This window comes from Citricoccus sp. (assembly GCF_032154715.1).
Lineage (GTDB): Bacteria > Actinomycetota > Actinomycetes > Actinomycetales > Micrococcaceae > Citricoccus.
In genome coordinates this window covers 1-14,368 of the sequence record NZ_JALDXU010000084.1, presented here as the reverse complement: position 1 = coordinate 14,368, position 14,368 = coordinate 1, and the positions used below count along the sequence as shown (strand labels likewise).

The following is a 14,368-nucleotide window of genomic DNA, read 5'->3' as shown; positions in this document are numbered from 1 at the left end:
GGGCCGACGTCGCCGCCCCGGTCCCGGGCGCCGTCCGGGCCCGCGGACGCCACGGCGTACAGCGCCAACTCGGCGCCGACCGTCGGCTCACTGAAGGCGGGGTGCTGACCGAGCCAGGCCACGCGGCGGCCTGCCAGTCCCGCGGCCGTGCCGGTGAACTCGGCCTCTCCGCCCCGGAGCACCCCGGCGAGGGCGGACAGGACCGTCGTCTTGCCCGTCCCGCTGGGTCCGCCGAGGACGGTCAGTTCACCGGGGGCCAGGTCGAGGTCCAGGTGCCCGACGACGGCCGGGAACGTGCCGCCGTCGGGCACCCGGTAGGCGATGCCCAGGCCTCGGAGGACCAACCGGTCGTTCCCCACCGGGACAGACGGGTCTGCGACCGAAGCGACGGCCGGTGCTGCGCCCGCGCCGAGGACGTCCGAGAGCGAGTCCGGGACGGGACGGTCGAGGTCGGCGCGGGCACGGCGCAGAGCCTCCACACCATCCTCGGAGGCGTGGTGCGCGGAGCCGATGTCCCGGAAGGGCAGGTAGACCTCGGGAGCGAGGGTGAGCACGAGCAGCCCGGTGTAGAGGTCGAGCTCCCCGTAGACCAACCGCACGCCGATGAAGACGGCGACCACGGCCACGGACAGGGTGCTGATCAGTTCGAGGGCGAAGCCGGACATGAAGGCCGTCTTCAAGGTGGCCATGGTGGTGGCCCGGTAGCGGTCCGATACCCCCGCGAGCGCCTGACGCTGCGTGCCGGCCCGGCGCAGGCCGACCAGGACGGGCAGCCCCCGTGCCAACTCCAGGACATGGTGGGACAGCCGGTCCAGTCCCTCGGCGGCCCGGCGGACACGATCCTCGGTGTACTGCCCGATCAGGACCATGAACACGGGGATGAGAGGGATCGTCAGCACCAGCACCAGGGCCGAGACCCAGTCATGGGTGAGGATCCACACGCCGAGGACGAGTGGCATGACCGCAGCGGTCAACAGGGCGGGCAGGTACTGGGTGAAGTACTTGTCGAGCCCGTCCAGGCCGGAGGAGGCGAGCACGGAGTCCTCCCCCGCCCGGTCCGCGCCGGCCCCGGCGGACGCCAGGCGGTGGGCGACCATACGGTGGCGCAGCTCCTCCTTGGCGCCCAGGGCCGCACGCCGGGCACATACCTGCTGGCCCCACGTGGCGGCGGCCCGGGCGAGCACACCGGCCAGGCCCAGGCCCACCACGTGGGCGAGGGTGGTTCCGGCCGCGTCCGAGAGCAGTCCGTGGGCGAGCGGGTCGTAGGAGGCCGGGTCGGGTGCGAAGAGCAGGCCGAGGAGGTCACTGCTCTCCGGAGCGGGCAAACGCTCGGCCAGCCACGTGATGCCCCGGGCCAGGGCGGTGGCGAGCAGAATCCAGCCGGCGGCCTTGACCGCGGCGAGCAGGGCCAGCAGGACCAGGGCCGCCCGGCCGGTCCGGGAGGTGGGCAGTTCGGGTCTCACACCGGTGTCACCACGTGCGACTCCGGGATGTGCGTCTCGTGCAACCGCTGCCGGAAGACCCAGTACACGAAGGCCGAGTAGGCCAGGATGATCGGCACCATGATCACGGCGACCCAGGCCATGAAGTTCAACGTGTACTCCGAGGAGGAGGCGTTCAGGGCCGTGAGGTCGAAGGCCGGATCGAGGGTGGAGGGCAGCACGACGGGGAACACCGCCAGGAAGAGGCCCGCGGCGCCGGCCACGAGGGAGGCACCCAGGGCGAGGAAGGTCCAGCCCTCGCGGCGGACTCGGGCCGCCGTCAGGGCTCCCAGGGCGGCGGCCAGGGCCACGCTCAGCAGCATCCACGGGAAGAGGCCGTCCTGGCGTGAGACCACCACCACGCCCCACGCACCCATCGGCAGCAGGTAGAGGGGCAGCCAGCGGGTGAGGTGGCGGTGCGCCGCCTCCCGCGGGGCGCCGTCGGTCTTCAGGCCGAGGTAGGCCCATCCCATGGCCAGCGAGAACCCGACGACGGCCAGGCCTCCGAGCACGCCCTCCCAGGACAGCCAGGCGAACGGCCCGCCCACGCGGTCTCCGTTGGCGTTCAGCGGCAGGCCCGTGGTGGACACGGCGAGCATCAGGCCGATGCTGAAGGCGGCCACGGCCGAGCCGCCGGCCATGCACCAGTCCCAGCGGTCCCGGGTCCGGGCGGTCAGGGCCTTGCCGCGGTACTCGATGGAGACGGCCCGGAGGATCAGGGCCAGCAGCGTGATCGTCAGTGGGATGTAGAGGCCGGCGAACAGGGCCGCGTACCAGAGCGGGAAGGCGGCGAACATGGCCCCCGCCGCGGTGACCAGCCAGACCTCGTTGCCATCCCAGACGGGTCCGATGGTGTTGAGGATGACCCGGCGCTGGCTCTCGTTGCGGGCCCAGCCCCGCATCAGCATGCCGACGCCGAGGTCGAAGCCGTCGAGGAACAGGTAGCCCACCCAGAGCACGGCCACCAGGACGAACCAGAAGGTGGGAAGGAACTCGATCGATTCCATGACGGTCTACCTCTCGGGGGTCGGGTCGGTCGGAACGGGCCGGGCAGTCGGGGCGTTCAGTGCGCTCACAGCGGCACCGTCAGTACGCGAAGGCGAGGACATCGGAGTCAACGGTGCCGTCCTTTCCGGCGCCGCCGGCGTCGTCATCGTGCTCGTCCTGTGTGAGCTCGGGCATGCCGGCCGGCACCCCGCCCTTGACGTAGCGGGTGAGCAGGACGACTTCCACGACCAGAAGCACCGCGTAGATGGTGGTGAGGAGGATGAGCGAGAACAACAGCTCGCCCGCGCCGACCCCCGGGGACACGGCCGCGGCCGTGTACATCCAGACCTGGTCGATACCGGTGGGGTCGGGGTTCGGGGCCACCACGAACGGCTGACGTCCCATCTCGGTGAAGATCCACCCGGCCGCATTGGCGCCGAAGGGCGCCAGGATGCCGACCACGGCCAGCCGCATCAGCGGCTTGGACGCCGGCACGGTGCCCTTGCGCGTCAACCAGAGCGCGAGGGCCGCCGCGAGGGCCGCGAGACCGCCGAAGGTGATCATGATGCGGAAGCCCCAGTAGGTGACCTCCATGACCGGCAGGTAGTCGATCTCCTGGCCGGCGCGCTCGCCGTACATCGGATCGTCCGGCAGATGGGTGCCGTAGTCCTCCTGGTACTGCGGGATCAGGGTGTTCACACCGGCCACATCGGTGGTGAAGTTGTTGTGGGCCAGGAAGGACAGCAGCCCGGGGATCTCGAAGACGCCCACGACATCGTCGCAGTCGGTGGCCCCGTCGCTGCGCAGATCGGCCACGGAGAGCACGGAGAACGCCGTCCCGTCATGACAGGCCGCCTCCGCGGCCGCCATCTTCAGCGGCTGCTGCTGGATCATCAGCTGCGCCTGGGCATGGCCGCTGAAGGCGGTGCCCAGAAAGGCCACGAGCGCGATCCAGGCACCCCACCGCAGGGAGGAGTACCAGACCCGGTAGTCGGTCTCGTCCCGGCCCTTGGAGCCGGTGGTGCCCACCACCACGGTGCCGTCGGCGGCCACGGTGTCGATGCCCTCCCGGCGCCGCTTCCACAGGTGGAACCACGCGATGCCGAGCAGGAAGCCGCCGGCCACGGAAAGGGCGCCGGCCAGGGTGTGCGGGAAGTGCACGAGCAAGGTGTTGTTGGTCAGCACGGCCCAGATGTCATTCATCACGGGGCGGCCGTCCACCATCTCGACCCCGACCGGATGCTGCATCCACGCATTGGCGGCCAGGATGAAATAGGCCGAGAAGACGGTGCCGATCACGGCGCACCAGATCGAGGCCAGGTGCACCCGCTTCGGCAACCGCTGCCAGCCGAAGATCCAGAGGCCGAGGAACACCGACTCCAGGAAGAACGCCATGAGCGCCTCCAACGCCAGCGGAGCCCCGAACACGTCCCCGACGAAGCGGGAGTACTCGGACCACGCCATCCCGAACTGGAACTCCTGCACCAGCCCGGTGGCCACGCCCATGATGAAGTTGATGAGGAAGAGCTTTCCCCAGAACTTCGTCATCCGCAGGTAGTGCTCTCGGCCGGTGCGGTGCCACATGGTCTGCAGGGTGGCCACCACCAGGCCCAGCCCGATGGTCAGCGGAACCATCATGAAGTGATACACGGTGGTGATGCCGAACTGCCACCGGGCAATGTCCAGGGGATCCATGGGTACACCCTTCCCTCGGTACGGCGTGGGATCCGCACCGGTCCGGGCCAGACGCCGCCCCATCAGGGCGAGGCGGGGCGTCCGGCACTCGACTTCTACAGCTTGTAGAAACCAGGGTAACCCCAAGTTCTACGTCCTGTAGAATAAAGTCGGGTCCAGAAGGACACCTGTGGTGGAGAACATTGCTTTGAGGGAGGCGCCGGTGGCACTGGGAGATTTGGAACGGTCCGTGATGGACCTGCTGTGGGACCGGCCGGGAGCCCATACGGCCAATGACGTGCGCGATGCCCTGGCCGGGGATCTCGCCGTCACGACCGTGCTCACCGTGCTGTCACGGCTGGAGAAGAAGGGCCTGGTCCGCCGCGACGGCGGGCGCCGGCCCCATCGCTACGCCGCCGCCTCGACCCGGGAGGACCACACCGTCGGCCTGCTCAACGAGGTACTCGGTGCCGTGCCCGACCGCGAGGCCGTCCTGGCCCGCTTCATCGGCGGGATCGGTCCCGATGAGGCCGCCGCCGTGCGCCGCCTGCTGGAATCCTGATCCGACGCGCGATCCCGGCCCACCATCCCGACGTTCAGTCGACGGGCGGTGTGCCTGACGCCCGGACACCCACCCCACGTCGACTGAAAGCCGGAGACCCGGCCCTCTAGACTTTCCCTCGTGTCCGTCACGCTGCTCGCCGCGCTGGCCGTGATCCTGGCCTGGCCGGTCCCGGTCCTGCTTGGCCGCGCACGCTGGGTCCGCCGGGCCCCCGCCGCCGCCATGGCGCTCTGGCAGTCCGTCGCCCTCGCCGGCGGCCTCTCCCTGATCGGCTTCCCCCTTCTGTGGGGGCTCACCCCTTTCGGGGATACCGTGGTCGAGGCGGCCCCCGCCTTCGTCCGGGCCCTCGCGGAGGGTTCCTGGGTACCCCAGCTGGAACACGACCCGTGGCTGCCCACCCGCATCGCGGCCGCCACCCTCGCCCTGATGCTCTTCGCCCACCTCGTGCTGACCCTGGCCGTCACCGCCGTGAAGACCGTCGCCAACCGGCGCCGCCACCGCCAGATGGTCGAACTCCTGGCAGCGCCGCCATCGGAGCGCAGCCGCCTGGCGGAGGGCATCGCCGGGACCCCCACCCGGGTGCTGCCCCACGATGTCCCGCTGGCCTACTGCCTGCCCGGCCTGACCGGTTCCCTGACCGTCCTGTCCCGCGGACTGCTGGACCAATTGTCGGAACCGGAGGTGGCCGCCGTCGTGGCCCACGAGCGGGCCCACCTGCGCCAACGGCACGACCTCCTCCGGCTGGCCTTCGAGGCGTGGCACCGGGCTGTGGCCTGGCTGCCCACCACGGCGATGGCCCAACGGGCCGTGGCCGGCCTCACCGAGATGATGGCGGACGACGCCGCGCTGACCGTCCACGACCGCCGGGACCTGGTGCGGGCCATCGTGCTCACCGGTGAGGCCAGGGCACCGACGCAGCCGGCACCGGCACCGCCACGGGCGGCGAACGTCCAAGGGGACGGATCCGTCCCCCTGACCCTGCGCCTGTACCGCCTGCTGTCCCCCGCCGACCCCCTGCCGGTGGCCCTTCGCCTCCTGGTCGTCGTGGCGGCAGTGGGCCTGGCCCTCTTCCCCCTGGTGCTGCTGCTGTAACCACGTGCCGTACCCCTGGCCGCCGCTGCGGCCACCGATCGCCGACGACGGCCCAGCCTCCGGGTCATCATTCAGGCCCCTCCCAGCCGACTCCCGGCTTTCCACCGGCCGGGGTTCGCTAGGCTGGTGCATCGGTGGCGTCCAGCGCCGCCGCCCTCTCAACCAACCCCTTTGACCCCCACGAACGGACCAGGCCCCATAGTGCAAGGCAACGCGACATTCCGTCACTCCAATGCTTCACTCCTCTCCGTGACGGAAGTACTGGCCCCTGTCACCGTGACCAGTGCACAGCTCGACGAGGAGTTGGCTAGTGTCCTGAAGGCGCTCCGGCTCCCCAAGGGGCTGCTGCCGCGCGTCGCTGGTGTCAACGCCCGCCGCAATTGGGAACACCCCGGTCACTTCCAGATGGGCGCCGCCGAAGCTGGCCGCCAGGCCATGGCCGAAGCCGGCGTCCACCCGGACCAGATCGGGCTCATGGTCAACACCTCCGTCACGCGCGAGACCCTTGAACCCTCCGTGGCCGTGCGCATCCACCACGAGATGGGCCTGCCCACCTCCGCCACGAACTTCGACATCACGAACGCGTGCCTGGGCTTCGTCAACGGCATCACCCTGGCGGCCTCCATGATCGACTCCGGCCAGGTCGACTACGCCATGGTCGTGGCCGGTGAGGATTCGATCAAGGTCCAGCAGGCCACCCTGGACAACCTGAAGCAGGACGGCGTGGACCGCACGACCTTCATGGAGCAGTTCGCCTCGCTGACCCTGGGTTCGGGGGCGGCCGCAGCGGTCATCGGGCGCACCGACCAGCACCCCGAGGGACACCGGATCGTCCGCGGGATCACCCGCGCCGGCACGGACCACCACGACCTGTGCGTGGGTGACCACAAGGGCATGTTCACGGACTCCACCGCCCTGCTCAAGGACGGCCTGGAGCTCGTCATGGACGCCTGGAACGACGTCCCGGCGGACTGGGGCTGGGCGGACATGGACCGCTACGTCACCCACCAGGTCTCCCGGCTCCACACCGACTCGATCACCGAGTCGACCGGCCTGGACCCGGCGCGGTTCCCCGTCACGTTCCCCGAGCTCGGCAACGTCGGGCCGGCGTCCCTGCCGATCACCCTGGCCCGGGAGGTGGACCAGCTGTCGGCCGGCGACAGGGTGCTCTGCATGGGCGTCGGTTCCGGGCTCAACACCGCCATGCTGGAGATCGCCTGGTGAGGATCCCCGCCGCCCCAGCCACCCTGCCGGCGGACTCCGCCTCCGTCCCCCTTCCCGGTTGGGACCCGGCCTGGAGCCGCCTGGTGCCGATCACCACCGTGGACGGCCAGCGCACTCTGCACGTCCTGGACACCGGGGACGTGCTTGCCCGGGACGGCCTGGAACCGGACGGCACCATCCTGGCCGTGCACGGCAACCCGACCTGGTCCTACCTGTGGCGATCCCTCGCCGCCGCGACCGTCCGCGCCGCCCGGCAGGGTGAGGGCCCCGTCTGGCGTGTGGTCGCCCCCGACCAGCTGGACATGGGCTTCTCCGAACGCCTGCCGCATGACTCCCTCCCCCGTCCCGCCGCCGCGGCAGGTGCCCCGGATCCGGTCTTCGCGAACGACGCCGGATACCGCACCCTGGGCGGCCGCCTCGCCGACCTCGACGCCCTCGTCACCGCCCTCGGACTCGACGTCCAGGCCCGCGCCGGCCACCCGCTGCTGACCCTGGGCCACGACTGGGGCGGCGTCGTCTCCCTCGGCTGGGCCGGCCGCCACCACGACCTGGTGTCCGCCGCGATGACCCTGAACACCGCCCTCCACCACGATGCGTCCCAGCCGATCCCGTTGCCCCTCCAGGCAGCCCTCGCCGGCCCGGTGCTGCCCGGCTCCACCGTCCTGACCGATGCCTTCCTGCGGGTCACGACGGCTCTCGGCCATCCCGGCCTGGACCAGGGCCTCCAGGCCGCCTACCACGCCCCCTATGCCACTGCCCAGCGCCGGGGCGGGATCGGCGGCTTCGTGGCCGACATCCCCGTCGGACCGCGGCACGCCTCCTACCCGGAACTGCGCCGGGTGGCCGCCTCCGTGGCCGCCTTCACCCGGCCCGCCCTGCTGCTGTGGGGCCCGAAGGACCCGGTGTTCCTGGACCGGTACCAGGCGGACCTGCTGCGGCGACTGCCCCAGGCCGACCTGCACCGATTCGAGACGGCCGGACACCTGCTGGCCGAGGATGTGGACATCGCCACCCCGATCCTGCGGTGGGCAGGGCAGGTGCTCGCCGGCACCGGCCGCACCCGGAGCCCGGACGGCGTGGCCGTCGCCACCGAGGATGAGGCGGCGTCCGACGCCGGCCCCAGCATCGTGGAGGACCCCTGGAACGAGACCACCGGCCGGCCGCTGTGGTCCTACCTGGATGACTGGCGCGACAGTCCCGCCCCGGCGCTCGTGGACATGGCCGGGGGCGATCAGACCCCGCTGAGCTGGAACCGACTCGCCGGCGTCGTGGACGCCATCGCCACCGGCCTGGTGGCCCGCGGGGTCCGCCCGGGCGACCGGATCTCCATGATGGTCACTCCCGGGCGGGACCTGACCGCGGCCCTCTACGCGGCCCTGAAGATCGGTGCCGTCGTGGTGGTCGCCGATGCCGGGCTGGGTGTGGCCGGCATGACACGTGCCGTGCGCGCGGCTCGGCCGGACTGGGTCATCGGCAAGGTCCCCGGTCTCGCCGTGGCCCGGTCCCAGCGTTGGCCCGGACGCCGGCTCTCCGTCTCCACGCTGCCCGCCCCCCTCGCCCGGGCCCTCGGGGTGGAGGACAGCCTCTACCGGATGGCCCGCGAACACGAGGCGGACCGCTTCGTCGGCGCACGGCTCGCGGACGGCACCGCTTACGTGCCGGCCCCCACCGATCCGGCCGCCGTCCTGTACACCTCCGGCTCCACGGGACCGGCCAAGGGGGTCCTCTACACCCACGGCCGCCTCTCGGCGCTGGCGGGACTTCTGCAGGACGTGTTCCATGTCCGGCCCGGCTCCTCCCTGCTGGCCGGGTTCGCCCCCTTCGCCCTGCTGGGGCCGGCCATCGGTGCCACCTCGGTCACCCCGGACATGTCCGTGACCCGGCCCGCCACCCTCACGGCGCAGGCCGTCGCCGAGGCCGCCCGTGCCGGTCACGCCACCATCCTCTTCGCCTCCCCCGCGGCGCTGCGCAACGTCGTGGCGACCGCTGCTCACCTCGGACCGGATGACCACGCAGTGCTCGGCCGCATCGACCTGGTGCTGTCCGCCGGTGCCCCGGTCCACCCCCAGCTGATGGCTCAGGTGGCCGCTCTCTTCCCCCGGGCGGAGTTCCACTCGCCCTACGGCATGACCGAGGCCCTGTTGCTGGCGGACATCGACCGGGAGGCGATCAGCGCACTCTCGGCACGGGCCGCGGCTCCCACGGCGAAGGCGACCGAGCCGGACGACGGTGTGTGCGTGGGCCACCCCGTGGGCCCCGTGCGCATCGCCATCGACCCCCTGGCGGCCGACGGCAGCCCGACGGGGAGTCTGCTCGAGGGATCCGACGCCGCCGGAGTCCTGGGCGAGGTCGTCATCTCCGCGCCCCATCAGAAGGCCGGTTACGACCGGCTGTGGCTGACCGACTCCCTGAGTCGACGGGACGGCAAGGACGGGCTGGACTGGCACCGCACCCAGGACGTGGGCCACCTGGACTCCGCCGGCCGGCTCTGGATCGAGGGCCGCCTGCAGCATGTGGCCCTCACGGCCAGCGGGCCCGTGGCGCCCGGTGGCCCCGAGGCGCGCATCGATGCCCTCGACGGCGTGTCCCGATCGGCCGTCGTCGGGGTCGGTCCGCGGGGCACCCAGGCCGTGGTCGCCGTCGTCGAAGCCGCGCCGGTGGGCCGTACCCGGAGGCCTGGACCCGGGCTGGCCCCCGGTGCACTGACGGCGGCCGTGCGGGCAGCCGCCGCGCCGGTTCCGGTGGCCGCGGTGCTCGTGACAGACCGGGTCCCCGTGGACATCCGCCACAACTCGAAGATCGACCGCACCCGGATCGCCCACTGGGCTGAGCGGGTCCTGTCCGGCGGGAAGGTGGGCGCCCCGTGAGTGCCGCACCGCCTCTCCGCGTGCTCGTCACCGGAGCCTCGGGGCTCCTGGGTTCCGGGGTGGCGCGCCGCCTCGTGGAGTCCGGGGCCGACGTCGTGACCCTGCAACGCCGTCCGTCCGGGGTGACCGGGGCCCGCGACGTCCTGGGCTCGGTCACCGATGCCTCGGCCGTCGAGCGGGCCATGTCCGGCCGGGACACGGTGGTCCATGTGGCCGCCAAGGTCTCCGTCTCGGGACCCGCCCGGGCGTTCGAGCAGGTCAATATCGGGGGCACGGCGACCGTCCTGGAGGCGGCCCGCCGCGCGGGTGCCGAGCGGTTCGTCCACCTCTCCTCGCCGTCCGTGGCCCATGCCGGGACGTCGATCGTCGGTGCGGGCGCCGGGCCGGCCGACCCGGACCACGCGCGCGGCCACTACGCCCGCACCAAGGCCGCCGGGGAGCTGCTGGCCCTGGCCGCCGACGGCGCGGACTTGCGCGTGCTCGTCCTGCGCCCGCACCTGATGTGGGGGCCCGGGGACAGCCAACTGACCGAGCGCATCATCGTCCGTGCCCGGGCGGGCCGGATGCCGTTGCTCGGGCCGGCCGCCGCCCTGATCGACACCTTGTACTCGGAGAACGCCGTGGACGCCGTGGTGGCCGCCGTCGCCGCCGTGGACCGGGTCCATGGCGAGGCACTCGTGGTCACCAATGGCGAACCGCGCCCGGTGGGCGAGCTCGTCCGGGGTCTGGCCACCGCCGGCGGCGCCCCCGAACCGCGGCTGCGGATCCCCGGCGGCCTCGCCCGGGGCGCCGGTGCCGTCATCGAACGGGTCTGGGAGGCGGCCGATCTCGGCCGCGACGGGGACGAGCCACCGCTGACACGGTTCCTGGCCGAACAGCTTTCCACGGCGCACTGGTTCGACCAGCGGCGCACCCGCAGGCAGCTGGAATGGGTGCCGGCGGTGTCCATCGACCGTGGCCTCGAGCTGTTGGCCGCGCACTACCGACAAGGGTGACCTCTAGCGCCGCACGGCACTGAGATGGCACTCGGGATGGGCGTGGTCCTGGTCGGGGCAGACGATGATCCGCCACGTCTCGGCGAATCCGGCCTCGTCAAGGACTCGGGCCAACGTCGAGGGGTTCCATCGCCAGGCCCGGGCCACGGCGTGCGGGAACTCCTCCACATCCTGCCCGGAGTCCAGCAGCCCCTGGAACACCAGGAGCACCTGGCAGCCGGGCTCCGTGTGCGCCGCCCAGGACTGCAGGACCGCCGGAACCTGTTCGGGTGGGACATGTATCAGGCTGAACCGGGCCAGGATCCCGCTGACAGGACCAGCGGCGCGCACCACCGGGTCTGCGGCGGGAAAGCGGGCGTCACCGGCGATCCAGGTGCGCTGAGGATAGCGCCTGCGTGCGATCTCCAGCATCCGGGCTGACGGGTCCACGCCGATGGTGGTGAAGCCGCGGAAGGCCAGTTCCACGGTGACGTGGCCGGTGCCGCACCCCAGGTCCAGGATGGTCCCGCCCCGGGGCAGCGCGTCGGCGAAGGCGTCCACGGCGTGGCGGTCCAACGGCCGCTGCCAGGGCCCCGGGAAGGTCCGGTCGTACAGTTCCGCCAGGGCGTCGTAGCCGGGTTGGCCGGGCCAGGCCTCGGACGTCACCTCAGGTGTCGATACGGTCGAGGTCGAGTTCGCTGGCGCCGGAGATGATGAAGTCCTTGCGCGGTGCCACGTTGGAGCCCATCAACAGGTCGAAGACGTGTTCGGCCCGCTGCAGCGCCTCCTCCGCCTCGGGGATGGTCACCCGGCGGAGCATCCGCACGCGCGGATCCATGGTGGTGTCCGCCAGCTGGTCCGCGTCCATCTCCCCCAGACCCTTGTACCGCTGGATCGGTTCCTTGTAGTTCTGGCCGTCCTTCTCGAGGCGGGCCAGCAGTCCGTGCAGTTCGTTCTCCGAATAGGTGTAGACCACCTCGTTGGCCTTGCTGCCGGAGTGGATGACCTCCACCCGGTGCAGGGGCGGCACAGCGGCGAACACGCGGCCCTGTTCGACCATCGGGCGCATATAGCGGAAGAACAGGGTGAGCAGCAGGGTCCGGATATGAGCGCCATCCACGTCCGCATCCGTCATCAGGATCACCTTGCCGTACCGCGCGGAGGACAGGTCGAAGCTGCGTCCGGCGCCACCGCCGACAACCTGGATCAGCGCTGCGCACTCGGCGTTCGAGAGCATGTCTCCCACGGAGGCCTTCTGCACATTGAGGATCTTGCCGCGGATCGGGAACAGGGCCTGGAAATCCGAGGAACGGGCCAGTTTCGCCGTACCGAGGGCGGAGTCACCCTCCACGATGAACAGCTCCGAGGACGCCACGTCCGTGGTCCGGCAATCGGCCAGCTTGGCCGGCATGGTGGAGGTCTCCAGGGCGTTCTTGCGCCGCTGGTTCTCCTTGTGGGTCCGGGCGGAGATGCGGGACTTCATCTCCGAGACGACCTTCTCCAGCAGCACCGAGACCTGGTTCTTCTCGTGCTTCTTCGTCGACTTCAGGATCGCGCCGAGCTGCTGTTCGACCACCTTGGCCACGATCTGGCGCACGGCCGGGGTGCCGAGAACCGCCTTGGTCTGCCCCTCGAACTGCGGTTCGGCCAGACGGACGGTCAGCACCGCCGTCATCCCGGCCAGCACGTCGTCCTTCTCGATCTTGTCGTTGCCGGCCTTGAGCTTGCGGGCATTGGCCTCCACCACCTTGCGGACCGTCTTCAGCAACGCCTGCTCGAAGCCCGACTGGTGAGTGCCGCCCTTGGGCGTGGAGATGATGTTGACGAAGGAACGCAGGTGGGTGTCATAGCCGACGTCCCAGCGCAGGGCGATGTCCACCTCGCACTGGCGCTCCACGTCCTGCATGGCCGAGCGGCCGTCTTCGCCCAAGACGGGAACGCGCTCGGAGAACGTGCCAGAGCCCTGCAGCCGCCACACATCGGTGATGGGGCTGACGGAGGAGAGATGGTCCACGAACTCGGAGATGCCACCGTCGTAGTGGAAGACCTCCTCATGGGGCCCCATCTCCCCCGGGGTGTCCGGCAGCCGGCGCTCGTCCCGCAGCGTGATCTTGAGTCCGGGGATGAGGTACGCGGTCTGCCGGGCCCGCTGCTGCAGGTCCTCGTAGGAGAACGTCGCGTCCGGGGTGAAGATCTGCTCGTCAGCCCAGTACCGCACCCTGGTGCCGGTCTGCCCGCGCTTGGCCTTGCCCACGATCTCCATGGGCGAGTGGTCCGCCGAGGGAGTGAACGGCGCATCCGGCCGGGCGGTGGACCCCGTGTCCCTGAACTGCCCGGGCTCGCCCCGGTGGAAGGACAACTGGTGGATCTTGCCGCCGCGGAAGACCTGGACGTCCAGGCGGGACGAGAGGGCGTTGACCACGGAGGCGCCCACCCCGTGCAGCCCACCCGAGGCACCGTAGGAGCCACCCCCGAATTTGCCCCCGGCGTGCAGCTTGGTGAAGACCACCTCGACGCCGGACAGGCCCGTCCTCGGCTCGATGTCCACCGGGATGCCGCGGCCGTTGTCCTCGACCTCCACAGCGCCGCCCGCGTGCAGCGTCACGGTGATGGACTGGCCGTAGCCGCCCAGTGCCTCATCCACGGAGTTGTCGATGATCTCCCAGAGGCAGTGCATCAGGCCGCGGGAGTCCGTGGAGCCGATGTACATACCGGGCCTCTTGCGGACGGCCTCGAGGCCTTCCAGCACGGAGAGGTGCCGGGCGTTGTACTCACTGCTGCGGGACATGCGTTTCCCTTACTTCCCTGACTGCTGCTGACGTCCCCTCGCCGGTTCACGAAGAGGTTGATGATCGTCTTTCAGGTTATCGGCACGTGGCACCGTTCGGCGGGAACCCGGCGGGGACCGCGCCACATCAGCTGATCTCGGGCCCTGACGGACCACGTCAGGCGCCGAGGACCGCGGCGCCTCGGACTCGGAGGACGCAGCGCAGTCCGAGTACCACCGGGTACGCAATCAGCGAAAACAGGCCCTTCCCGCTCGCGCCTGCGGCCAAAAGTGCGAGGATGATGGTTCCGTAGGTGTACGCAGTACCCTTCAAGTACCGATCCCCCCGGTCCCTGCGGACCGGCCCGAGGGGAATAGGGGCACCACATGAGGAGGCCAACATGACCACCACCGCCACGACGATTGAACCGCCGGTCCTGACCGGTGCCGACCGTTGCGACCGTTGCGGGGCTCAGGCCTATGTCCGCGCTGTCCTGCCCAGCGGAGGCGAGCTGCTGTTCTGCGGGCACCACGCCCGCGCAGTGGAAGAGACCCTTCGCCCGCAGACCACCCTGTGGCAGGACGAGACGAACAAGCTGCACGAGAAGCAGCCCGTGGACGCCGACTGAGGCTCTGACTCCCCCGGATCGCCATGCGTCCCGCGCCGGCTCAGACCCGGCCCTGACCCAGCCGATCCACGATGTCCGGGAGCAACGGCATCCCTGATCCACGAAGGGGGG

Annotated in this window: 11 protein-coding genes; 6 read left to right on the top strand and 5 right to left on the bottom strand. The window is 71.0% G+C overall.

Annotation, left to right across the window (positions count from 1 at the left end):
- From RUH65_RS12505 to RUH65_RS12495, 3 genes are all read right to left on the bottom strand, one after another.
- On the bottom strand, nucleotides 1–1,463 hold a 1,463-nt coding region (locus RUH65_RS12505; RefSeq protein ID WP_313817809.1), incomplete at its 3' end, for an ABC transporter transmembrane domain-containing protein.
- A complete protein-coding gene (cydB, locus tag RUH65_RS12500; protein ID WP_313817811.1) occupies nucleotides 1,460–2,479 on the bottom strand; it encodes a cytochrome d ubiquinol oxidase subunit II in 1,020 nt (339 codons plus the stop codon). The genes RUH65_RS12505 and cydB, both read right to left, overlap by 4 nt.
- Nucleotides 2,480–2,567: 88 nt before the next feature.
- Nucleotides 2,568–4,163, bottom strand: a complete 1,596-nt coding sequence (locus RUH65_RS12495) for a cytochrome ubiquinol oxidase subunit I (RefSeq protein ID WP_313817808.1) — start codon at nucleotides 4,161–4,163, stop codon at nucleotides 2,568–2,570.
- Nucleotides 4,164–4,335: 172 nt separating this feature from the next.
- Here RUH65_RS12495 and RUH65_RS12490 point away from each other — a divergent pair, with 172 nt between their 5' ends.
- From RUH65_RS12490 to RUH65_RS12470, 5 genes are all read left to right on the top strand, one after another.
- Entirely contained in the window at nucleotides 4,336–4,704 is a 369-nt protein-coding gene (locus tag RUH65_RS12490) for a BlaI/MecI/CopY family transcriptional regulator (RefSeq protein ID WP_313817807.1), read from the top strand.
- A gap of 120 nt (nucleotides 4,705–4,824) precedes the next feature.
- Entirely contained in the window at nucleotides 4,825–5,796 is a 972-nt protein-coding gene (locus tag RUH65_RS12485) for a M56 family metallopeptidase (RefSeq protein WP_313817806.1), read from the top strand.
- Nucleotides 5,797–5,997: 201 nt separating this feature from the next.
- Nucleotides 5,998–7,020: a 3-oxoacyl-ACP synthase III gene (locus RUH65_RS12480; RefSeq protein ID WP_313817805.1), complete on the top strand. Its 1,023-nt coding sequence runs from the start codon at nucleotides 5,998–6,000 to the stop codon at nucleotides 7,018–7,020.
- On the top strand, nucleotides 7,017–9,887 hold the full coding sequence (locus RUH65_RS12475) for an alpha/beta fold hydrolase (RefSeq protein WP_396180202.1): 2,871 nt from the start codon (nucleotides 7,017–7,019) through the stop codon (nucleotides 9,885–9,887). The genes RUH65_RS12480 and RUH65_RS12475 overlap by 4 nt, the downstream gene beginning before the upstream one ends.
- Nucleotides 9,884–10,882, top strand: a complete 999-nt coding sequence (locus RUH65_RS12470) for an NAD-dependent epimerase/dehydratase family protein (RefSeq protein WP_313817804.1) — start codon at nucleotides 9,884–9,886, stop codon at nucleotides 10,880–10,882. The genes RUH65_RS12475 and RUH65_RS12470 overlap by 4 nt, the downstream gene beginning before the upstream one ends.
- Before the next feature lie 3 nt (nucleotides 10,883–10,885).
- On the opposite strand, the gene RUH65_RS12465 is transcribed toward RUH65_RS12470, so the two are convergent.
- The gene (locus RUH65_RS12465; RefSeq protein WP_313817803.1) at nucleotides 10,886–11,527 is read right to left on the bottom strand and encodes a class I SAM-dependent methyltransferase; all 642 of its coding nucleotides are present in this window, start codon (nucleotides 11,525–11,527) and stop codon (nucleotides 10,886–10,888) included.
- A 1-nt stretch (nucleotide 11,528) separates the two neighbouring features.
- Nucleotides 11,529–13,649: a DNA topoisomerase IV subunit B gene (locus RUH65_RS12460; RefSeq protein ID WP_313817802.1), complete on the bottom strand. Its 2,121-nt coding sequence runs from the start codon at nucleotides 13,647–13,649 to the stop codon at nucleotides 11,529–11,531.
- Nucleotides 13,650–14,029: 380 nt separating this feature from the next.
- On the opposite strand from RUH65_RS12460, the gene RUH65_RS12455 reads away from it, so the two are divergent.
- Nucleotides 14,030–14,257 carry a hypothetical protein gene (locus RUH65_RS12455; RefSeq protein WP_313817800.1) on the top strand — a complete coding sequence of 76 codons (228 nt, stop codon included), beginning with the start codon at nucleotides 14,030–14,032 and terminating at the stop codon, nucleotides 14,255–14,257.
- Nucleotides 14,258–14,368: the final 111 nt, after the last annotated feature.